Source organism: Niveispirillum sp. FG148 (assembly GCF_057809655.1).
This window is the reverse complement of the sequence record NZ_JBMDKJ010000013.1, coordinates 81,411-103,396: the sequence shown is the minus strand read 5'-3', so window position 1 is coordinate 103,396 and position 21,986 is coordinate 81,411. Positions and strand designations below refer to the sequence as shown.

Below are 21,986 nucleotides of genomic sequence, written 5' to 3'. Positions count from 1 at the left end.
CGGCGGCTGATCAGGGCTTGGCCTTTTCCGCCGCCTCCTTCTCCGCCTTCTTGCGGGCGGTGAATTCCCGCTCCTCCGGGCCGTGCAGGCCGCCATCGGCCAGGAACTTCCAGGACCCGTCCGCCTGTTTGCGCCAGATGGTGACATAGCGGCTGGGCGGCAGTTCCTCGCGCTTGCCATCGGCTGCGGTACGGTAGCGCGTGGCCTTGCCCCAGGTGTAGCCAAGGGTGCCGTCATTGGAGATGGCGCCGTCCACCGGCCCCCATTGCAGCACCATCTGCGGATCGAACAGCTTGTACAGCTCCGCCCCGTCGCTGCCGGGCACGGGGTCGTTCAGCATATGGACGCGCGGTTCGGCGAACAGGGAGAAGGCCTTGCCGACCCCGATCTCCTGCGCTTTGGCGGCAAAGGCGCGGTCGGCATCCATGACCGCCTGCGCCGGGTGCGTTTGGCCCGCATTCTGGGCCATCGCCGGCATTGTCATGAATACGACGCAAGCCAGCAGTCCGCCTGCCTGGATCAGGCGGCGACCGGCTGTCAGTAACCCGCTCGTCGGTACCATTCCAAACTCCTTGCAAAATTGAAAAAAGCCATTGATATCAATGATGAAGCTTCTATGGGCCGCTGCCAACAGCCAATATGTAACGCCCCTGTTTCGGCCGGCATGAACCCTTGCTCCGGGGGGTGTGTCATCGAACTGTAACGTAGATGTAGTATTTGCGTCGCTCAGCGCGGCTAAGGTCCCGGCACCCCAGCAGGGACAATGGACACATGAAGATGGCAGGCATCAGGGGATGCGCCGGCTTCGGTGTGCCGCCCAGATAACCGGAGGCCTTGTCGTGACCACCAAGAAGCTTGTTCTCGCCGCCGTGCTCGGCGCCGTGTCGTTCGTCGGTCTGGCCGGCGCCGCTGCCGCCCGCGATCAGATCCGCATCGTCGGTTCCTCCACCGTGTTCCCCTTCACCTCCACGGTCGTCGAGCGCTTCGGTCAGACCACGAAGTTCGCTGCTCCGATCCTGGAATCGACGGGCACCGGCGGTGGCATGAAGCTGTTCTGCTCTGGCGTTGGCGCCGACTTCCCGGACGCCACGGGCGCTTCCCGCGCCATGAAGGCCAGTGAGTATGACACCTGCCAGAAGAATGGCGTTGAGCAGATCACCGAACTGGTGATCGGCTATGACGGCATCGGCTTCGTCCAGTCCAAGAAGGGCACGCCCTTCAACGTGACCAAAGCCCAGCTGTTCGCCGCTCTGGCCAAGGAAGTCGAAAAGAACGGCCAGATCGTGCCGAACCCGAACAAGACCTGGAAGGACGTCGACGCGTCCCTGCCGGCCGTCGAAATCGAAGTGCTGGGCCCGCCGCCGACGTCCGGCACGCGCGACGCCTGGGTCGAGTTGGTGATGGAAACCGGCTGTAAGGAATTCCCGGCTATCAAGGCCCTGGACGCCACCCGTCATGCGGCCGTCTGCAAGACCATGCGTGAAGATGGCGCCTTCATCGAAGCTGGCGAGAACGACAACGTGATCGTGCAGCGCCTGTCGGCCAACCCGAAGGCCCTGGGCATTTTCGGCTACAGCTACCTGGAAGAAAACCAGGACAAGCTGCATGGTCTGTCGGTCGACGGTGTTGAGCCGAAGTATGACACGATCGCTTCCGGCAAGTACCCGATCTCCCGTCCGCTGTTCGTCTACTTCAAGAACCAGCATTTCGGCGTGATCCCCGGCCTGAAGGAATTCCTGGCCGAATACGCTTCGGAACGCGCCATGGGCGATGACGGCTACCTGGCCGACAAGGGTCTGGTGCCGCTGCCGGCCGACAAGCGCAAGGCTGCCGAAGCCGCCGCGCTGAAGCTGACGCCGATGGCGAAGCCGGCTTCGTAATGTGCAGGCCTGGGCGGTGCGGGACAAGGATCGGTGGGTCCGGACTCCCGCATCCGCCCGGTGTATAAGCAGATGGCGGAACCGGCGGCGTCTTTTTCGATGCCGCCGGTTTGCCTTGAAAACCGGTATTCCCCTGACAGCAGCGGGTTGAACCCATGTCAGTCACTTTGACCGTTGGCGTCCTGTTGCTTTTGTCACTTGCCGGTTTCTGGCTGGGCCGGAACCGGGCTGTGGCCGTTGCTGGTGGGCGCATCGCCACTCTGCATTCCGTTCCCAGTTACTACGGGTCCTATGTCGCGCTGTGGGCTGGGCTGCCGGCCCTGGTGCTGGTTCTGCTCTGGGTGGCGCTGAGCGGTCCCATGATGGACTGGCTGGTGCTGACAGGCATGTCGGCCGATCAGATCGAGGCCTGGGCGCGCGTCATGCTGGCGCCGGCCGAGTTGGAAACCCTGCTGGCGAACATCGCCAACGAGGCGTCGGCCCTGACCCAGACCCATCGCCAGTTGCTGCTGATCAATATCGGCAACGTGGCGATTGGCCAGCTTCAATATGTGAACCCGGCCGTCATTGATGCCCTGACCCCAGCGGCCACGCATCTGAAGCAGTTGCGCGCATTGGGGGGTTGGGTCCTGTTCGGCGGTGTCCTGGCGCTCAGTGGCGGTGCCCTGGCCTTCACCTGGAGCCGGATCAGCGCCGAGTTCCGGGCCCGCAACAATGTCGAACGGATCATCACGGTTCTGTTGGTGATGTGTTCCACCATCGCCGTGCTGACGACAGTCGGTATCGTCCTGTCGCTGCTGTTCGAAAGCATCCGCTTCTTCACCAAGGTGCCGGTGACGGAATTCCTGTTCGGGCTGCAATGGTCGCCGCAGACGGCCATTCGCGCCGATCAGGTGGGCTCGTCCGGTGCCTTCGGGGCCATCCCGCTGTTCACCGGCACGATGCTGATCGCGGCCATTGCCATGATCGTGGCGGCCCCGGTCGGTCTGATGTCGGCCATCTATCTGTCGGAATATGCGCCCAAGCGGGTGCGTTCGCTGGTCAAGCCGGTCCTGGAGATCCTGGCCGGCGTGCCGACCGTGGTCTACGGTTTCTTCGCCATCCTGACCGTCGCGCCCTTCATCCGCAATCTGGGTGAGGCGGTGGGGCTGACCGTTTCCTCGCAGAGCGCGCTGGCCGCCGGCATCGTCATGGGTGTGATGATCGTGCCCTTCGTGTCGTCGCTGGCCGACGACGTGATCAATGCCGTGCCGCAGGCGCTGCGTGATGGCTCTCTGGGCCTGGGTGCCACCAAGTCGGAGACCATCAAGCAGGTGGTCCTGCCGGCAGCGTTGCCGGGCATCGTCGGTGCCATGCTGCTGGCTGTCAGCCGCGCCATCGGCGAGACGATGATCGTGGTGATGGCCGCCGGCCTGCAGGCCAGCCTGACGCTGAACCCGCTGGCCAGCGTCACGACCGTGACCGTGCAGATCAAGTCCATCCTGGTCGGTGACCAGGAATTCGACAGTGCCAAGACGCTGTCGGTCTTCGCCCTGGGCCTGGTGTTGTTCCTGGTGACCCTGGCGCTGAACGTTGTCGCCCTTCGCATCGTCCAGAAATACCGGGAAAAATATGACTGAGATCGCAGAGCCGATGCAGACAGCCGCTCCCGTGTCGTTCCACACCGGCGACCTTGCAACCAAGCGACTGAAGGCGCGCTATGCGGCCGAACGACGCTTCCGTATCTATGGCATCCTGGCGATTGTTTTCGCCTGCGCCATGCTGGTCATCCTTCTGTCGACCCTGCTGAAAGAAGGCACCTCCGCCTTCTTCCAGACAGAGGTGAAGCTGGCCGTCAGCATTGACGCCAGCGTCATCGATCCGCAGGGTACGGGCAATCCAGCGGACTGGGACCGCGGCGCCTTCCAGAATCTGGTCAGCGAAGCCCTGTACAAGGGCTTCCCCGATGTTTCGGGCCGTCTGGAAAAGCGTGACCTGCGCGGTCTGATCAGCCCGGTGGCCGGTGTGCGCGTGGGCCAGATGCTGGACAAGAATCCGGCCCTGGTCGGGCAGACGGTCGAGATCTGGCTGCCCGCGTCCGATGGGATCAACCAGATCCTCAAGGGTGGCATCCGTCGCGACATTCCCGAGATGGAACGCCCCATCAATGACAAGCAGCTGGCCTGGTTCGACAGTTTGCAGCAGCGCGGCGACGTGCGCTCGGCCTTCAACACGACCTTCTTTACGGCGTCGGACAGCAATTATCCCGAACTGGCGGGTCTGCTGGGGGCCGCTGTCGGCACGCTGCTGACCATGGCAGTGACCTTGGCGACGGCCCTGCCAATCGGTGTGGCTGCCGCCGTCTACCTGGAAGAGTTCGCGCCGAAGAACCGGTTCACCGAGATCATTGAGGTGAATATCAACAATCTGGCGGCCGTGCCCTCCATCGTGTTCGGTCTGCTGGGTCTGGCGGTGTTCCTCAACTTCTTCGGCATGCCGCGGTCGGCCCCGCTGGTGGGTGGTCTGGTGCTGGGTCTGCTGGTGCTGCCCACCATCATCATCGCCAGCCGCGCCGCCTTGAAGGCGGTGCCGCCGTCGATCCGGGAGGCGGCATTGGGCATGGGGGCCTCGCGTCTTCAGACCGTGATGCACCATGTGCTGCCGCTGGCCATGCCGGGCATCATGACGGGCACGATCATCGGTATGGCCCACGCCGTGGGCGAGACGGCGCCCCTGCTGATGATCGGCATGAACGCCTTCGTCACCTCGGCCCCTGGCAGCCTGCTGGACAGTTCCTCGGTCATGCCGGTGCAGATTTTCATGTGGTCGGACAAACCGGAACGCGGCTTCGTCGAACTGACCTCGGCCGCCATCCTGGTGTTGCTGGCCTTCCTGATCACGATGAACGGTGCGGCCATCTGGCTGCGCAAGAAATTCGAACGGCGGTGGTAACCATGGACAGCGTGACCCTGAACAAGCCCGCGGACGCCGCATCCACGCAGCCGGTCAAGGTGTCGGCCCGTGACGTCAAGGTGTTCTACGGCGCCAAGCGCGCCCTGCACGGCGTCAATGTCGACATCTACCAGAACGAGGTGCTGGCCCTGATCGGCCCCTCGGGCTGCGGTAAATCCACGTTCCTGCGCACCATCAACCGCATGAACGACACGATCGACATCTGCCGCGTGGAAGGAAAGATCCTGCTGGACGGGCAGGATATCTATGATCCAAGGCTGGATGTGGTGCAGCTTCGCGCCCGTGTCGGCATGGTCTTCCAGAAGCCGAACCCGTTCCCGAAGTCGATCTACGAGAACATCATCTACGGGCCCAAGCTGCATGGTCTGGCCACGCGCAAGGACGAGTTCGACGCCATCGTCGAAACGTCGCTGAAGCGCGCCGGCCTGTGGAACGAGGTGAAGGATCGGCTGCAGGAGCCCGGTACCGGCCTGTCCGGTGGCCAGCAGCAGCGTCTGTGCATCGCCCGCGCCGTCGCCGTCAGCCCGGAAGTGATCCTGATGGACGAGCCCTGCTCGGCTCTTGACCCCATCGCCACCGCGCATATCGAAGAGCTGATCGACGAGCTGCGCGAAAGCTTCACCATCGCCATCGTCACCCACAACATGCAGCAGGCCGCCCGCGTGTCGCAGCGCACGGCCTTCTTCCATCTGGGTGACCTGGTGGAGGTTGGGGACACCGAGGAAATCTTCACCAACCCGCGCGACGAGCGCACGCAGGGTTACATCACCGGCCGGTACGGTTGAGCAAGAGGCGGTCGGGGGGCGTCGTTCCGGTTCCCCCGCCCGCCACCCCAGCCAAGGCCGGGGTTCAGAATGTCAGGGGCCCCGCCTCACGATCCGGACCCCGGCCTTCGCCGGGGTGGTCGAAGCAGAAGGCGGCGCCCGTTCAGCACGCCCCCCATCCCGAGGACCCATGTCCATGTCGCCCACCGAACATACCGTCAAGTCCTTCGAGGCCGAGCTGCAGCGTCTCTCGAACCTGATCGCCCAGATGGGTGGCGTGGTGGAGGCACAGGTGGAAGCGGCCGTGCAGGCCGTGGGCCGTCGCGATGTCGAAGGGGCCACGAAAGTCATGCAGGGCGATGCCCGCCTGGACGAATTCGAACGCCAGATCGAGCATGATGCCGTGCGCATGCTGGCACTGCGCGCCCCCGTCGGTGTGGATCTGCGCGAGGTGCTGGCGGCGTTGAAGATTTCCGCCGATCTGGAACGCACGGGCGATTATGCCGCCAATATCGCCAAGCGGTCGATTGCGCTGGCCCAGTTGCCCGTCATGCGCCCCGCCGGAACCATCCCGCGCATGGGCCGCCTGGTTCAGGAAATGCTGAAGGATGTGCTGGACGCCTATATCGACCGCGATGTCGATAAGGCCGTGGCCGCCTGGCATCGGGACGAGGAGCTGGATGATCTCTATACCAGCCTGTTCCGCGAGGTTCTGACCTACATGATGGAAGACCCGCGCAACATCACGCCCTGCACACACCTGCTGTTTATCGCCAAGAACCTGGAACGCGCCGGTGATCATGCGACCAACATCGCCGAAACCGTGCATTTCCTGGTCAGGGGCCAGCCGCTGACCGCCGCGCGTCCCAAGGGCGACAAGTCCAGCTTCACCATCATCGAGCCGGAGGATGGTGCCGCCTGACATGGGCGCGCCCTCCCCGCATTTTCCGTTGACCGATAGCCACCAGGTACCCCGATGAACGCCGCCTTGAAGCCGCTGATCCTGGTCGTTGAAGACGAAGCCGACCTCGTCACCCTTCTTTCATACAATCTGGAGCGTGAGGGGTTCCGCGTCATCACGGCCGGTGACGGGGAAGAGGCGCTGTTGCTGGCCGATGAGCGCAGCCCGCACCTGATCCTGCTGGACTGGATGCTGCCGCTGATGAGCGGGCTGGAGGTCTGTCGCCAGCTGCGTCGCAATCCCAAGACCCGGGAAACGCCCGTCATCATGCTGACGGCGCGCGGCGAGGAGGCGGACAAGGTGCGCGGCCTGAACAGCGGTGCCGACGATTACCTGTCCAAGCCCTTCAGCCCGACCGAACTGGTGGCCCGCATCCGTGCCGTGCTGCGCCGGGCCTCCCCCGGTCTGGCGGAGGAATTGCTGCGCTTCTCCGACATTTCCATGGATCTGGCCGCGCACCGTGTCCGCCGCGGCGGCCGTGACATCCATCTGGGGCCGAAGGAATTCGCCCTGCTGCGCCACTTCATGCAGCATCCTGGTCGTGTCTTCTCGCGCGAGCAGCTGCTGGATATCGTCTGGGGTCACGACGTCTATGTCGAGCTGCGGACGGTCGACGTGCATATCCGCCGCCTGCGCAAGGCGCTGAACGAGACGGAAGAGCAGGATGTGATCCGCACTGTCCGCTCCGCCGGCTATGCCCTGGATACCAAGACGACGATGTGAGGGCGGGCGCCAGCTACAGGCGCCACTCCTGCCGGTCTTGCCCGCGCCGCGTGTGGTTGACCCGTTTGCCCATTCCTGGTCTATATCCGTGACGGGCCGTTGCCGGCCCGCGGCGCCGCGGATTTGCGGCTGAACCTGCGAGACCGGAAGATGGGACGCGTGGCCGTGTCGCGGCCGCCGGGGCGTCCGCGGAGTATGACATGTCCGAACTGAAGCCCTTGCGGACCCTGATTCTGGTGTTGCTGACGGCGTTCCTGTTCACCGTCGTCAGCATCGCGTTCAGCTATGCCTCGCTGGTGATCGCACCGCGCGAAACGGTGAACGCCAACATCGCCCGATCCTTCCAGGCCGGGCAGATCGACGCGACCGTCAAGCTGCCGCTTGCGAAGGAAGGAATCCCTGCCGTTTCGGGCAATGATTGTCTGATCCTGGCGATGATGGTCCTGCCCTATGACAGCGCCTGGAAAGAGGCGGTGTCGCCCTATCTGCTGGAAAGCCACCTGAAGGAAACACCGGGCATCCGGCCGGAAGAGCCCTGGACCTGTGGCATCGCCCGGCTGGGCCTGACCGAACCCGCCAGCATCCGTCCGGACGGTTACTATCATCGCTATCTTCATGGCTACCGCACGGTGATGCGGACCCTGCTGGGCTTCATGGACGTCGCCGCGATGCAGGTGCTGGTGCTGACGGCCAGTTTCCTGGCACCGCTGCTGCTGCTGATCCTGGCCGGCCGGGACTGGTTGCGGTCCGGGATGACGGCGCCGCGTTCGGCTGCCTATGCGGCGCTGGCGACCGTGATCACGGTCTTCTATGGGTTGCCCCTATATGGCTGGTGGACCAGCTATGCCCTGGGTGATCTGGTGGCCTTTCTGTTCCTGCTGACGGTGTATCGGCTTCCCTTGCCGGGTCTGTCTGACAATGCGCGCATCGGACTGTTCGCCCTGTTCGGCTGTCTGACCGCCTGGTTCGACTTTCTGACCGGCGGCCTGCTGATCGGCGCCTGTCTGGTGGCCGGTGTGGTGGCGCTGGAGTACCGTGATCGTCCGGCGTTGCTGCTGCCGCGCCTGTTCCAGTCCGGAGCAGCGTTCGTGCTGGCCGCCGGACTGTGCTTCGCCTTCAAGATTGCGCTGGCCGGCATGGTTTTCGGGGGGGACGAGGCGGCTGTGTTCGGCCGGACGCTGAGTCATCGTTTCGGCGGTTCGATCCTGGCCGAACTGTCACCGCATCTGGCCGAACGTTATCGGGCCATCGGGCTGGACCCCGCCGTGGTCGACGGGTCCGTCCTGTTGCGCATCGTCATGATGGGCGTGGCCCTGCTGCATGCCAGCTTCGGCCTGGCCTATGGTTCCACGCCCATCGGCGCCGGCCTGCTGCTTCTGTCGCTGGGCATTGTCGGGCTGCATCTGATCAGGCTCTGGCGGTCGCCGGCCGCTCCTGGCCGCTGTGCCGATCTGCTGCTGGCTGGATCCGTGCTGATCCTGCCTTGCTGGTACCTTCTGTTCATCAACCATTCCATCCTGCACGCCATCTGGATGGTCAGGCCGCTGGTCTGGCTTCTGGCCGTGCCGGTGATGCTGACGACCATGTGGTGGGTGGCGAAGCGTCGACAGGCCCCCTGACGCCCGCTGTCAGCCGGCGGGCACCAACACCAGCGCAGCCAGCGGCGGCAGCGCGATCGCTGCGCTGAAGGGCTGGCCATCCCAGGGCAGAGCTTCGGCGGTGACGGTGCCCGCATTGCCGATGCCGCTGCCGGCATAGCAGCCGGCATCGCTGTTCAGCGCTTCACGCCACAGGCCCGGTCGCGGCAGGCCTACCCGGTATTGTTCGCGCGGCACCGGTGTGAAATTCACCAGAGTCACGGCCACCGCGTCCTCCGCGAGGCCATGACGGCTGTAGGCCAGCACGCTTTCATCCGCCGATCCGCCCTTGATCCAGCGGAATCCTTCGGGCTCGCAATCCCGCTCATGCAGGGCCGGGGTGTTACGGTAGAGATGGTTCAGATCGCGGACCAGATCGCGCACGCCCCGGTGCCAGTGGCCGCCCTGGGGATCGTCCAGAAGATGCCAGTCCAGCTCGCCGTCATGGTTCCATTCCCGGCCTTGCGCGAATTCACCCCCCATGAACAGCAGCTTCTTGCCCGGATGGGTCCACATGAAGCTGAAATAGGCGCGCAGATTGGCGAATTTCTGCCAATCATCGCCCGGCATCCGGGCCAGCAGCGAGCCCTTGCCATGCACAACCTCGTCATGGCTGAGCGGCAGGATGAAGTTCTCGGAAAAGGCGTAGAGCAGGCCGAAAGTCAGGTTGTCATGGTGATGACGGCGGTGGATCGGGTCATGGGACATGTATTTCAGGGTGTCATGCATCCAGCCCATGTTCCATTTGTAGCCGAAGCCCAGACCGCCCAGATATGCCGGCTTCGACACGCCGGGCCAGGCCGTTGATTCCTCCGCAATGGTGATGGCGCCGCCGCCCTGGCCCTCTTCATCGCCATAGACCAGCGCGTTCATGCGGCGCATGAAGTCGATGGCTTCCAGGTTCTCCCGCCCGCCATGCGGGTTGGGGATCCATTCACCTTCCTTGCGGCTGTAATCCAGGTACAGCATGGAGGCGACGGCATCCACGCGCAGGCCGTCGATATGGTAATGGCGCAGCCAGAACAGGGCATTGGCGATCAGGAAATTCGTCACCTCGTTGCGGCCGAAATTGTAGATGGCCGTGTTCCAGTCGGGGTGATAGCCCTGGCGCGGGTCGGCGTGGTCGTAAAGGTGGGACCCGTCGAACTGGTAGAGACCGTGCGCATCGGTGGGGAAGTGGCCCGGCACCCAGTCAATGATCAGGCCAATTTCCGCCCGATGGCATTCATCGACGAAGGCCTGGAAATCGGCGGGTGTTCCGAATCTGGCCGTTGGCGCGTAAAGCCCCAGTGCCTGATAGCCCCACGACCCGTCAAACGGATGCTCATGCACAGGCATCAGTTCGATATGGGTGAAGCCCATCTCCTGCACATAAGGGATCAGGCGGGCCGCCAGCTCGCGCCAGTTCAGATAGAAGCCATTGTCCGGCCGCTGCCAGGAACCGGGATGCAGCTCATAGATGGCGATGGGGGCGGACCGGGCATTGCGCGCGGCGCGCTTGCCCAGCCACTCCCCATCTTCCCAGGCGTGCCGATCGACGCGCGCCACGATGGACGCCGTGGCCGGCCGGAATTCGGCGGCCAGCGCAAAGGGATCGGCCTTCAGCGGCAGCAAATGGCCGTGCGCGTCCAGCAGTTCATATTTGTAATGTGCGCCCTCGCGGACACCGGGAATGAACATTTCCCAGATGCCGGCGCCCAGGCGCAGGCGCATGACATGCAGGCGCCCGTCCCAGCCGTTGAAATCACCGACGACGGAGACGCGCTGCGCATTCGGTGCCCAGACGGCGAAACGCACACCGGCCACGCCTTCGATCACGTCCGGATGGGCACCCAGCTTCTCATAGGCCCGCCAATGCCGCCCCTCGGCCAGCAGATACTGGTCCATGTCGCCCAGCAGCGGCGGGAATCGGTAGGGGTCGTCAATCTCCCAGACAGCATCACCGTGGATCAGGCGAAGGCGATAGCCGCTGACTTGTTCGGCCGTCAGGGTGGCGGCAAACAGACCGGCCGGGTCCAGGCGCGTCAGTTCCAGCCGTTCCTGCCCGTCGGGCCCGATGACCAGGGCCCGATCCGCATCCGGTCGGAACACACGCAGCGTCACCCGCCCTGTCCCGTCATGGAAGCTGTGCGGCCCCAGCACGGCGAAAATGTCGCCATGTCTGGCGCTGACGATGGCGGCGATCTCGGCGTCGGACAGGGGATGGGGCATGGTGGTCCTGGGTTGGAGGCGGCGCTGGAAATTTACCATATTTCAAGGCGGCTGGGGAAAGGGCCGGGGCTTTTCCCAATCCACCTGCAACGCGATGGAATTACGCCCGCTGACCCAGGCGGCGTTCCCGGATCGGCCGTTTCGACCGCGCCAGGCTTTCGGCCAGATTGACGCCCTTGCGCAGCGCCACGGCCACCTGCAGCACGTCCAGCATGGCCAGATGCGCCAGACGGCTGACCATGGGCGTGTACATGCTGGTATCTTCCACCACGTCCACCAGCAGGGACACCGTGGCCTTTTCCGCCAAGGGCGACCCGCCGCTGGTCAGCGCCACGACCTTGGCCCCGCTGTCCAGGGCCAGATCGACGGAACGCAGCAATTCCCGCGTGCGGCCGGTATGGGAGATGACCAGGGCCGCGGCATTGGGGCCCAGCAGGGTGGCTGACATGGCCTGCACATGGAAATCGGTATAGGCGACGCAGGGGATGCCCAGACGGAAGAACTTGTTCTGCGCATCCATGGCCACCACGCCGGACGCGCCGAAACCATAGAATTCCAGGCGCTGCGCCTGGGCCAGGATGGCGACGGCCTGGTCCAGCGCTTCCGGATTGGTGTGGTTGCGCACGCGGGTCAGCGACGCGATGGACCGGTTCAGCACCTTGGCGGCGACATCCGCCACGGGATCGTCGGGCCGCACCTCCTCATGCACATAAGGCGTGCCTGTGGCCAGGTCCTGGGCCAGGCGCAACTTGAAATCCTGGAACCCGGCGCAGCCGATGGAACGACAGAAGCGCACGACGGTGGGCTGGCTGACCTGTGCCTCGCGCGCCACTTCCGCCACGCTGGCATTGACGACGGAATGCGGGCGTTTCAGCACCACTTCGGCGATCTTCTGTTCCGACCGCCGAAGGCCGGCCTGCATGCCGCGGATACGTTCAAGCACGGTTGGCGCTCCCCAAACCTGACGGATCGGCCGGAAGGATGGCCGTGTAAGGGAATTACACGAAATCCGCCCGCCTTTGGCAAGGCCGCCATATCGGCGGTAATGAGGGGGCACCTTTGCCCACAGACCCTGGCCCGTTCCGCGGGCGAAATGCTTTGCCGATGGCGGCTGGCGTAGTAAAGTTACGCCGCATTGCAGCGTACGGTGCCAAAACATGCGTGCCGGGGGCCGGAATGCGGTAATGCGGCGTAGTCGCCGCTTGCCCTGACCGGTAATTCTGCTACATTCATCGGCGGCGGCATCATAATGCGTGATGGCGCGCGGGCCGGATGACGGCTGTAATCAAGAAACGGGCGGGCCGGGTGCCATGGCTGAAGTGATGCAGGTTAATCCTTTCGACTATGTCGTTTTCGGCGGCACGGGCGACCTCGCCCTGCGCAAGCTGATGCCGGCGCTCTACTACCGGGAGCGCGACCATCAGCTGACCGACGACAGCCGCATCATCGGCGTTTCCCGCACCGATCAGGGGACGGAACAGTTCCGGGCCCAGATTGCCAAGGCCCTGGATCAGTTCGTTCCGGCCGACGATATCGATGCTGCCATCCTGTCGCGGTTCCTGGGCCGCATCACCTATGTGGCGCTGGACGCGACCAAGCCGGCCGGCAATTGGCCGCTGCTGGCCGAGGCCTTGAAGGATGGCGGGGACAAGGCGCGCGTCTTCTATCTGGCCACGTCGCCGGTGCTGTTCGGCGCCATCTGCCGCAACATCAAGGAAGCGGGCCTGATCTGCCCCAAGACGCGCGTCGTCCTGGAAAAGCCGATCGGCAAGGACCGTGCCTCGGCCAATGCCGTGAATGACGAGGTCGGCGCGATCTTCCGCGAAGACCAGATTTTCCGCATCGACCATTATCTGGGCAAGGAGTCGGTGCAGAACCTGATGGTGCTGCGCTTCGGCAACGCCCTGTTCGAGCCGCTGTGGAGTGCCGCCTTCATCGACCATGTGCAGATCACGGTGGCGGAGAAGGTGGGCGTGGAAGGCCGCGCCGAATATTACGATAAGGCCGGCGCCCTGCGTGACATGGTGCAGAACCATTTCCTGCAGCTCTTGTGTCTGGTGGCCATGGAACCGCCGTCGTCGCTGACGGAGGACATGATCCGCAACGAAAAGATCAAGGTGCTGCGCGCCCTGCGCCCGATCACGGCCCAGGATGTGAAGTCCCGCACCGTCCGCGGCCAGTACCGCCAGGGTGCGATCGAGGGCAAGACGGTCCCCGGTTATGCCGACGAACTGGGCGCTTCCTCCAACACTGAAACCTTCGTCGCCATCAAGGCGGAGGTGGAGAACTGGCGTTGGGGCGGGGTGCCGTTTTACTTGCGCACGGGCAAGCGCATGCCCACCCGCTATTCCGAAATCGTCATCCAGTTCAAGGCCGTGCCGCATAATGTGTTCGGCAAGGGGGCGGGGGAACTGACGGCCAACCGGCTGGTCATCCGGTTGCAGCCTGACGAAGGCATGAACCTGCAGATCATGACCAAGGTGCCGGGTCCGGGTGGCCTGCGCCTACGCTCCGTGCCGCTGAACCTGTCTTACGCGGAGACGTTCAAGGACCGCTATCCCGACGCCTATGAACGGCTGCTGATGGACACGGTGCGGGGCAACCCCTCCCTGTTCATGCGCCGGGACGAGGTGGACGCCGCCTGGGCCTGGATCGACACGATCCAGAAGGGCTGGATCGACACCGATCAGGTGGCTGAACCCTATCCGGGCGGAAGCTGGGGCCCGCTGTCGGCCGCCCTGCTGCTGGCCCGCGATGATCGCCGGTGGCACGATGCCGAATATGAATGACCTGAAGGTCCACGCCGACAAGCCGGCGCTGGTCGTCGCCCTGGCCGACCATATCGCGGCGATCATCCGCGCTGCGGTGGCGGCACGCGGCAAGGCTTCGCTGGTCCTGTCCGGTGGCACGACGCCGGCCGATCTGTTTGCGCGTCTGGATGGCTATGACCTGCCCTGGGACAAGGTCTATCTGACCCTGTCGGACGAGCGCTGGGTCGATCTGGACGATCCGGCCAGCAACGAGGCCATGGTCCGCCGCACGCTATCCACCGCCGTCGCCAAGGGCGCCACGGTAGTGGGGCTGAAAAGCGTTGGTGCAACGCCGGCCGATGGCCTGGCCCGCACCAGCAGCCGGCTGGCCACCATGCCGCGTCCCTATGATCTGGTGCTGCTGGGCATGGGAGAGGACAGCCACACGGCCAGCTTCTTCCCCGGCGCCGAAGGCTTGGCAGAAGCGTTGTCAGGGTCGTTGGGCCTATCCGTGGCGGCGGTGACGCCGGCCGGGGGCGTGCCCGCGCGCATCACCCTGACGCTGCCGGAACTGCTGCGGTCGGCCGAAATCGCCCTGCTGATCACGGGCGACAAGAAAAAATCGGTGCTGGAGGCGGCGTTGAAGCCGGGGGCGGTTGAAGCGGCCCCTGTCCGTTCCGTCCTGCATCAGCACGATGTCCCCGTTTCCATCTGGTGGGCGCCCTGATCCCCGCCAAGGGTGCCCCTGAAGGAGGAATTTTGCCATGACACAGGACGCCATCCGCCGCGTCACCGACCGGATTATCGGCCGCAGTGCCGCCACCCGGTCCAAGTACCTGGAACAGACCCGCGCGGCCGCCGGCAAGGGCCCGCGCCGCGGGACGCTGGCCTGTGGCAACCTGGCCCATGGCTTTGCCGCCTGTGCGGCCGATGACAAGGCCAAGCTGAAGTCGGGGGCGGAGCCGAACATCGCCATCGTGTCGGCCTATAACGACATGCTGTCGGCGCATCAGCCGCTGGAACGCTATCCGGCGCTGATCAAGGACGCCGTGCGCAAGGTGGGTGCGGTGGCGCAGTTTGCCGGTGGCGTGCCCGCCATGTGCGACGGCGTCACCCAGGGCCAGCCGGGCATGGAACTGTCGCTGTTCTCCCGCGATGTCATCGCCATGTCGACGGCCATCGCCCTGTCGCACAATATGTTCGACGGTGCGCTGTATCTGGGGGTCTGTGACAAGATCGTGCCGGGCCTGTTCATCGGCGCCCTGTCCTTTGGCCATCTGCCGGCCGTCTTTGTGCCGGCGGGCCCCATGACATCGGGCCTGTCCAACCCGGAGAAGGCCAAGGTCCGCCAGCTTTATGCCGAGGGCAAGCTTGGCCGCGACGCGCTGCTGGAGGCGGAGTCGCAGAGCTATCACGGGCCCGGCACCTGCACCTTCTACGGCACGGCCAATTCCAACCAGATGATGATGGAGATCATGGGCCTGCATCTGCCCGGCTCCAGCTTCGTCAACCCCAACACGCCGCTGCGCGACGCGCTGACCGTGGCCGCCGCCGAACGGGCCGCCAAGATCACGGCGCTGGGCGACGATTACACGCCCATCTGCGACATCGTCGATGAAAAGGCGATCGTGAATGCCATCATCGGCCTGATGGCGACGGGCGGATCGACCAACCATGCCATCCATCTGGTCGCCATGGCCGCCGCCGCGGGCATCCAGATCGACTGGCAGGATTTCAGCGACCTGTCGTCCACCGTGCCGCTGCTGGCCCGTGTCTATCCCAACGGCGTCGCGGATGTGAACCATTTCCACGCCGCTGGCGGCATGCCGTTTGTCATCTCCGAACTGCTGGATGCCGGGCTGCTGCATGGGGATGTGAAGACGGTGGCCGGCGACGGTCTGGACGCCTATCGCCAGGACGCCTTCCTGGACAATCACGGCGCCGCCACCTGGCGGCCCGGCGTGACGGAAAGTGCCGATACCAAGGTGCTGCGCCCCGTGGCCGACCCGTTCGACAGCACGGGCGGCATGCGGCTTCTGTCCGGCAATCTGGGCCGTGGCATCATCAAGGTGTCGGCCGTGAAGCCGGAACACCGCGTGATTGAGGCGCCGGCCGCCGTGTTCGACAGCCAGGATGATCTGCAGGCAGCCTTCAAGGCGGGCACGCTGAACCGCGACGTGGTCGCCGTTGTCCGCTTCCAGGGGCCGCGTGCCAATGGCATGCCGGAACTGCACAAGCTGACGCCGGGCCTGGGTGTGTTGCAGGACAAGGGCTTCAAGGTGGCGCTGGTCACCGATGGCCGTATGTCGGGTGCGTCGGGCAAGGTGCCGGCCGCCATCCACATCACGCCGGAATGCCTGGCCGGCGGCCCGCTGGCCAAGGTCCAGGACGGCGACATCATCCGTCTGGATGCCGAGACCGGCGAACTGAACGTGCTGGTCGACGCCGCTGAATTCGCCGCCCGCACCATCACGGTGCCCGACCTGTCGGGCAATGAATGGGGCATGGGCCGCAACCTGTTCGGTGCCTTCCGGGCATCCGCCACCGGCGCGGAGCAGGGTGCCTCCTGCTTCGCCGCCCCCCTTTCCACCACCAAGGCCTGACCTGACCGGATTGATACGATGAGCATGGATATCGCCCACATCACCAGCCTCGCCCCGGTCATTCCGGTCATCATCATCGACCGTCCAGAAGATGCCGTGCCGCTGGCCCAGGCCCTGATCGCCGGCGGCCTGCCGGTGCTGGAGGTGACCTTGCGGTCGCCCGCTGCCCTGGACGCCATCGCCGCCATGGCCAAGGTGCCGGGTGCCGTCGTCGGGGCCGGTACGGTCATCGACAAGGCGCAGGTGAAGGATGTGGCCGATGCCGGCGCCAAGTTCATCGTCAGCCCCGGCGCCTATCCGGAACTGGTGGATGCCATCCTGGACAGCGGCATCCCTTATCTGCCGGGCGTCGCCACCCCGGCAGAGATGATGTACCTGCTGTCGCGCGGCATCCATTACCAGAAGCTGTTCCCGGCCACGGTGGTGGGCGGCATCGACATGCTGAAGGCCGTGTCCTCGCCCTTGTCGAAGATCAAGTTCTGCCCGACGGGCGGCATCTCCGCGACCACGGCTCCCGATTTCCTTTCCCTGCCCAATGTCGTCTGCGTCGGCGGGTCCTGGGTCACGCCGGCCAAGCTGGTGAAGGACGGCAACTGGGCCGCCATCACACAGCTTGCCCGCGAAGCGGCGGCCATGCGCCGCGGCTAACCGTTTTTCCGGTCCTCTACGATCGCCGTTGTCCGGTCATTTCACGGCGATCGACCTTGTGGGCGGTTGGTTCATTCCAACCGCCCTCCTTTTTTCAAGTTTACGGGTGCGGCAGGGGGATGCCGTGGCGGGCAGCCAGGGCCTTCATGATCGACAGCCGGTCGCCGGCAAAGCGCAGATCCCCGTGCCGGCCCGTCTCCAGTCCATCATCGGCATCATCGCCGAAGATCAGCAGCGGCAGGCCCTGGTTCGCCTCACCCACCAGCGCCACGACCTCTGTGCGGGGGCGGGGGAAGTCGGCCCGCCGCACCTCGATCCGGGTCAGCAATTCCGGGAAGCAGGCCAGGATGCCTTCCATGAACAGGCAGTCGGCGCAATAGAAGCGCTGGCCGGGATATTTGGCGTCGGGGAAATCGGCGGGCAGCAAATAAAGGATGTCGCGGGCCATGGCATGTCCGTGCGGCTGAGAAGGATTGACGGGGACAGTAACGCTATTTCGCGGCCGTCGCATCTTCAGTGCGCCCCGTCACGCACGGCATCGCTCACCAAAACCGCTGGCCCCGCGCCGTCCCGCGTTGTAGGTCGATAGCATCCCGTCACCGCTGTCGGCCCCAAACCCATGACCCTGCTGATCCTTGCCGTTTTCGTGCTGGTCTATCTGGGCATGGCGCTGGGCCGTTTTCCGGGGTTGCAGATCGACCGCACGGGCATTGCCCTGCTGGGCGCCGTCGTGCTGGCGCTGGCTGGGGCCATGCCGCACGGGGCGCTGGCGGCCTCCATCGACTACCCCACCCTGTTCATCCTGCTGGGCCTGATGATCCTGTCGGCGCAGTTTGAACTGGCGGGATTCTATGGCTGGTGCGCTGTGCGGCTGGCGCAGGCTGCCTACAGCCCCGTGGCGCTGCTGGGGCTGGTGGTGGCCGTGGGCGGCGGGCTGTCTGCCATCCTGGCCAATGATGTCGTCGTTTTCGCCATGACGCCCCTGCTGTGCGCCGGGTTGACGGCGCGGGGGCTGGATGCGCGGCCCTATCTGATCGCGCTGGCCGGGGCCGCCAATGCCGGGTCGGCGGCCACCATCATCGGCAATCCGCAGAACATCCTGATCGGACAGATGGGCCATCTGGATTTCTGGCCCTTCCTGGCGGCTTGTGGCGTGCCGGCCCTGCTGGGCATGGGCTGCGTCTTCGCCACCGTCGCCTGGGTCTGGCGCGGCCGGTTGGAAGTGCCCGATGCCCCGCCGCTGCCGCTGGCCCCGCCCGATCTGGATTTGTGGCATCTGCGCAAGGCGCTGTTTGCCACGGCGGCCCTGCTGATCCTGTTTGCGCTGCCTTTGCCGCAGGAGGAAGGGGTGCTGGCCGTGGCGGCCGCCATGCTGGTCAGCCGCCGCTTTGCCAGCCGGCGCATGCTGGGGCTGGTCGACTGGCACCTGCTGGTGCTGTTTGCCGCCCTGTTCGTGGTGACGGCGGCCCTGGCTCGCACAGGCATTCCGGGCGAGGTGGTGGCGGGGCTGGCGGCCAGCGGGCTGCCGCTGGACCGGCTGTCGGTGCTGGCGCCGCTGTCACTGGCGGCCAGCAACAGCATCGGCAATGTGCCGGCCGTGCTGCTGCTGATGCAGGTCTGGCCCAGCCCGCCGGAAGGGGCGCTTTACGCCCTGGCCGTGCTGTCTACCCTGGCCGGCAATCTGCTGCTGCTGGGCAGTCTGGCCAACCTGATCGTGGTGGAGCGCGCGGCCGCCAACGGCATCACCCTGTCCTTTGCCGACCATGCAAGGTGCGGCGTGCCGATGACGCTCGCCTCTCTGGCGCTCGCCATCGGCTGGCTGTGGGGCGTGGGCTATGCGGGGATGTAGGGGGCAATCAGCTTAAGGTATGCGCCCTCTCCCGTCATCCCGGCGCAAGCCGGGACCCAGGGGCCACAGGATCAACCGTTGACGCTGCGTGCACCAAAATGGCTGAAAGGTCGGGCTTTTGGCCCCTGGGTCCCGGCTTGCGCCGGGATGACGGAAAAAGGTCGGTTCAGGATGAACCTGACAGATCCCCTTACTCCGCCCACTCGCTCTTGGTTTGCATCACCGTGTCGAACAGGTCCTGCACCGTTTCGCGCTTCAGGTCCTTGACGATGAAGACGATGCGGGTGCTGTGGTCGTCCGTCGGCCAGGCGTCCAGTTGCACGGGCGGGTGGAACAGGTGCTGCACGCCGTGGATGACGATGGGGCGCTCCGCCTCCTCGACATTCAGCAGGCCCTTTACGCGCAGGATATTGTCGCCCTGCGCCTTGGCCACCGTTTCAAAGAAGGTGACCAGATTGTCCCAGGGCAGGGGCTTGTCCGTGCGGATCACGAAAGACGAAATCTTGTCATTGTGACGGTTCACATCATGGTGGTGGTGACCGTGGCCATGCCCATGCCCATGCCCATGATCATGGTCGCAATGGCCATGATCGTGATCGCAGTGGCTGTGATCCTCGTGCGCATGCGCATGCTCATGCCCGTGATCATGCTCGCAGTGACCATGGTCGTGGTCGCAATGCTCGTGGTCATGCGCGTGCCCATGTTCATGATGGTCATGGGTGCAGTGCCCATGGTCATGGTCGCAATGGTCGTGGTCATGATCATGGTGGTGGTGATCGTCACCCCCCTCATAGGCCTCGGCCTTCAACCAGCGCTGCACGTCCAGCGACTTGGTGGCCGGGTTGTAGAGGCCCGCATCGAACAGCAGAACCGGCAGCTGCTGGTCCTTCTGCGCGTCGACATGCACGGCACCGGGATTCAGGTCGTGCAGGCGGCGGCGCAGGGCCTCCACTGCCGCCGGGTCGGCGATGTCGGTCTTGGTCAGCACGACGCGGTCGGCAACGGCGGCCTGCTTCAGGCTTTCCTCATGCTCGTCCAACTGCTTCATGCCGTGGACGCTGTCAATGGTTGACACCACGCCATCCAGGCGGAAGCGCGACGCAATCAGCGGGTCCGTCATCAGCGTGTGCAGGATGGGGGCCGGGTCGGCCAGGCCCGTCGTCTCGATCACCACGCGGTCGAATTCGGGAATGTCGCCGCGCAGGCGCTTCATGTAGAGGTCGCGCAGCGTGTCGGCCAGATCGGAGCGGATGGTGCAGCACAGGCAGCCGCTATCCATCAGCACCGTGTTCTCGTCGGCCTTTTCGACCAGCAGATGGTCCAGGCCGACCTCGCCGAATTCATTGATGATGACGGCCGTGCGCACCATGGCCGGATCGCGGATCAGGCGCGACAGCAGCGTGGTCTTGCCGCTGCCCAGAAAGCCCGTCAGGACGGAAATGGGCAGGCGGGGCGGCGGGCTGGGCGGGGTCTGTTGCGTGGACAAGGGTCGGTTCCCTGAAAACATGGGGTGGGGCCGGTAGCCGGCTTTCATGGGGAAAGATGTGGGGCGTGCAGGGCCCGCTCGTCAATGGTCGCGGCAGGCGGGGCAGATGCCCGATACCTCCACCGTCTGGCGGGTGATGGTGAAGCCGCGGTCGGTTGCACTTTCGGCAATGATGGCGGCAATGCGCGGGTCGGTCAGTTCCGTCGCCTCCCCGCAGCAGGTGCAGACCAGGAATTGGCCCGTATGGGCCGTGCCGGGATCCGGACAGCCGACAAAGGCGTTCTGGCTTTCGATCCGGTGGATCAGACCCTGTTCCAGCAGGAAGTCCAGGGCACGATAGACGGTCAGCGGCGCCACGCGCTTTCCGTCGGCCGACAGGTCTTCCAGGATGGCATAGGCGCCGCGCGGCTTGTGGCTGGACCAGACCAGTTCCAGCACCCGGGCCCGCTGTGCCGTCAGGCGCACGCCACGTTCCGCGCACAGGGCATCGGCCCGTGCCAGCGCATCCTTCACGCAACTGCCATGGTCGTGGCGGGGCGCGTGGTCGTGGTGTGAATGGTCGTGGGCGTGGTGATGGTCCATGGCGTGTCCGCTGTCTGCGCGGGCGGAGTGTAGGGGCAGTCACGCCCCGCCGGAAGCGGATTATCCCGCCCCCTGGACATGGGAAGGCGGCGCGCTATTTCCCACCCCGCCCTTGGTGGCGAATGCAGCCGGCGACGACGGAAGCCTTAAGGCAGGGCTGTGCCCTGGCCGGATTCGGGATAGAGTGCGACAAAATCGCATAACGGAGGACACGCCATGCCTATCCGCCGTCTTGCCCTGGCTGCTGCGGCCATCCTGTCGATATTGCTGCCGTCTGCCGCCCTGACCCTTCCGTCGGGCGACGCGTTGAGCTTTTCCGTGTTCCGAAAAAATGACAGCCCGCTGGGCAGCCACCGTGTCCGCTTCACCCGCGATGGCGATCGGTTGATCGTGGAGAAGGAGATCCGGCTGGAGGTCACACTCGCCTTCGTCCAGGCCTACAGCTACCACCATGTCAACCGGGAGGTCTGGCAGGCCGGGCGGCTGATGGAGCTGGATACGCGCACCGATGATGATGGCGATGCCTACTGGGTGCGCGGCCGGGCCACCGATGACGGGTTCCAGGTGGACGGCAGCGGCGGCTCCTTCCTGGCGCCCGCCGACATCATCCCCACCAGCTATTGGAACCCGGCGACGATCAACGCCACCCGCCTGCTGGACACGCAGCGCGGTCTGGTCATGGATGTGCGCATCGATGATCGCGGGGAGGAGGTGGTGGATACCGCCGCCGGCCCCATCCAGGCCCGTCATCACACGATCAACATCCTGTCCAACCCGCCCGGCAAGACCGACCGGATCGAGCTATGGTATGAAGGCGATCAGCGTTGGGTGGCGCTTTCCTTCAAGGCCAAGGGTCAGTCGGTCAATTATGTGCTGGACGTCCCCGCCATCCCGCCCTCGGTGCCCTTGCAGGCGGCCGAGGCGCCACGCTGACGATCAT

Annotated in this window: 19 protein-coding genes; 13 read left to right on the top strand and 6 right to left on the bottom strand. The window is 65.0% G+C overall.

What is annotated here, in order from left to right; all coding sequences use genetic code 11:
• Nucleotides 1-10: 10 nt before the first annotated feature.
• Entirely contained in the window at nucleotides 11-562 is a 552-nt protein-coding gene (locus ACODTW_RS15315; protein ID WP_488946907.1) for a Cif family virulence factor, read from the bottom strand.
• A gap of 277 nt (nucleotides 563-839) precedes the next feature.
• On the opposite strand from ACODTW_RS15315, the gene ACODTW_RS15310 reads away from it, so the two are divergent.
• The 7 genes from ACODTW_RS15310 (at nucleotide 840) to ACODTW_RS15280 (ending at nucleotide 8,899) form a co-directional block, all read left to right on the top strand.
• Nucleotides 840-1,880: a substrate-binding domain-containing protein gene (locus ACODTW_RS15310; RefSeq protein ID WP_488946905.1), complete on the top strand. Its 1,041-nt coding sequence runs from the start codon at nucleotides 840-842 to the stop codon at nucleotides 1,878-1,880.
• Between the two features lie 155 nt (nucleotides 1,881-2,035).
• Nucleotides 2,036-3,499, top strand: coding sequence for a phosphate ABC transporter permease subunit PstC (pstC, locus tag ACODTW_RS15305; protein ID WP_488946903.1), 1,464 nt, complete (start codon nucleotides 2,036-2,038; stop codon nucleotides 3,497-3,499).
• Entirely contained in the window at nucleotides 3,492-4,811 is a 1,320-nt protein-coding gene (gene pstA, locus ACODTW_RS15300; RefSeq protein ID WP_488946902.1) for a phosphate ABC transporter permease PstA, read from the top strand. Before pstC ends, pstA begins: the two co-directional genes overlap by 8 nt.
• Nucleotides 4,812-4,813: 2 nt before the next feature.
• Nucleotides 4,814-5,617, top strand: coding sequence for a phosphate ABC transporter ATP-binding protein PstB (gene pstB, locus ACODTW_RS15295; protein ID WP_488946901.1), 804 nt, complete (start codon nucleotides 4,814-4,816; stop codon nucleotides 5,615-5,617).
• Between the two features lie 175 nt (nucleotides 5,618-5,792).
• The gene (phoU, locus tag ACODTW_RS15290) at nucleotides 5,793-6,518 is read left to right on the top strand and encodes a phosphate signaling complex protein PhoU (RefSeq protein WP_488946899.1); all 726 of its coding nucleotides are present in this window, start codon (nucleotides 5,793-5,795) and stop codon (nucleotides 6,516-6,518) included.
• A 54-nt stretch (nucleotides 6,519-6,572) separates the two neighbouring features.
• Nucleotides 6,573-7,280, top strand: a complete 708-nt coding sequence (gene phoB / locus ACODTW_RS15285) for a phosphate regulon transcriptional regulator PhoB (protein WP_488946898.1) — start codon at nucleotides 6,573-6,575, stop codon at nucleotides 7,278-7,280.
• Nucleotides 7,281-7,480: 200 nt separating this feature from the next.
• On the top strand, nucleotides 7,481-8,899 hold the full coding sequence (locus ACODTW_RS15280; RefSeq protein ID WP_488946896.1) for a hypothetical protein: 1,419 nt from the start codon (nucleotides 7,481-7,483) through the stop codon (nucleotides 8,897-8,899).
• 9 nt (nucleotides 8,900-8,908) lie between these two features.
• Here the strand turns inward: ACODTW_RS15280 and glgB are convergent, their stop codons facing one another.
• Nucleotides 8,909-11,128 carry a 1,4-alpha-glucan branching protein GlgB gene (glgB, locus tag ACODTW_RS15275; RefSeq protein WP_488946894.1) on the bottom strand — a complete coding sequence of 740 codons (2,220 nt, stop codon included), beginning with the start codon at nucleotides 11,126-11,128 and terminating at the stop codon, nucleotides 8,909-8,911.
• A 100-nt stretch (nucleotides 11,129-11,228) separates the two neighbouring features.
• On the bottom strand, nucleotides 11,229-12,071 hold the full coding sequence (gene hexR, locus ACODTW_RS15270) for a transcriptional regulator HexR (RefSeq protein ID WP_488946893.1): 843 nt from the start codon (nucleotides 12,069-12,071) through the stop codon (nucleotides 11,229-11,231).
• Between the two features lie 379 nt (nucleotides 12,072-12,450).
• Here hexR and zwf point away from each other — a divergent pair, with 379 nt between their 5' ends.
• Genes zwf through eda form a run of 4 tightly spaced genes read left to right on the top strand, consistent with a single transcriptional unit; the run spans nucleotide 12,451 to nucleotide 17,129 of the window.
• On the top strand, nucleotides 12,451-13,917 hold the full coding sequence (zwf, locus tag ACODTW_RS15265) for a glucose-6-phosphate dehydrogenase (RefSeq protein WP_488946892.1): 1,467 nt from the start codon (nucleotides 12,451-12,453) through the stop codon (nucleotides 13,915-13,917).
• A complete protein-coding gene (pgl, locus tag ACODTW_RS15260) occupies nucleotides 13,910-14,605 on the top strand; it encodes a 6-phosphogluconolactonase (RefSeq protein WP_488946891.1) in 696 nt (231 codons plus the stop codon). The genes zwf and pgl overlap by 8 nt, the downstream gene beginning before the upstream one ends.
• 37 nt (nucleotides 14,606-14,642) lie before the next feature.
• Nucleotides 14,643-16,481: a phosphogluconate dehydratase gene (gene edd / locus ACODTW_RS15255; protein ID WP_488946890.1), complete on the top strand. Its 1,839-nt coding sequence runs from the start codon at nucleotides 14,643-14,645 to the stop codon at nucleotides 16,479-16,481.
• Between the two features lie 18 nt (nucleotides 16,482-16,499).
• A complete protein-coding gene (gene eda, locus ACODTW_RS15250; RefSeq protein WP_488946889.1) occupies nucleotides 16,500-17,129 on the top strand; it encodes a bifunctional 4-hydroxy-2-oxoglutarate aldolase/2-dehydro-3-deoxy-phosphogluconate aldolase in 630 nt (209 codons plus the stop codon).
• Between the two features lie 100 nt (nucleotides 17,130-17,229).
• Here eda and ACODTW_RS15245 read toward each other — a convergent pair whose 3' ends face one another.
• On the bottom strand, nucleotides 17,230-17,577 hold the full coding sequence (locus ACODTW_RS15245) for a DUF3088 domain-containing protein (RefSeq protein ID WP_488946888.1): 348 nt from the start codon (nucleotides 17,575-17,577) through the stop codon (nucleotides 17,230-17,232).
• Nucleotides 17,578-17,748: 171 nt separating this feature from the next.
• Here ACODTW_RS15245 and ACODTW_RS15240 point away from each other — a divergent pair, with 171 nt between their 5' ends.
• Nucleotides 17,749-18,978 (top strand): SLC13 family permease, encoded by a 1,230-nt coding sequence (locus ACODTW_RS15240; RefSeq protein WP_488946887.1) that lies wholly within the window; start codon nucleotides 17,749-17,751, stop codon nucleotides 18,976-18,978.
• A 190-nt stretch (nucleotides 18,979-19,168) separates the two neighbouring features.
• On the opposite strand, the gene ACODTW_RS15235 is transcribed toward ACODTW_RS15240, so the two are convergent.
• Nucleotides 19,169-20,464, bottom strand: coding sequence for a CobW family GTP-binding protein (locus ACODTW_RS15235; protein ID WP_488946885.1), 1,296 nt, complete (start codon nucleotides 20,462-20,464; stop codon nucleotides 19,169-19,171).
• Nucleotides 20,465-20,545: 81 nt separating this feature from the next.
• Nucleotides 20,546-21,046 carry a Fur family transcriptional regulator gene (locus ACODTW_RS15230; RefSeq protein ID WP_488946884.1) on the bottom strand — a complete coding sequence of 167 codons (501 nt, stop codon included), beginning with the start codon at nucleotides 21,044-21,046 and terminating at the stop codon, nucleotides 20,546-20,548.
• Nucleotides 21,047-21,262: 216 nt separating this feature from the next.
• On the opposite strand from ACODTW_RS15230, the gene ACODTW_RS15225 reads away from it, so the two are divergent.
• Nucleotides 21,263-21,979: a DUF6134 family protein gene (locus tag ACODTW_RS15225; protein WP_488946883.1), complete on the top strand. Its 717-nt coding sequence runs from the start codon at nucleotides 21,263-21,265 to the stop codon at nucleotides 21,977-21,979.
• Nucleotides 21,980-21,986: the final 7 nt, after the last annotated feature.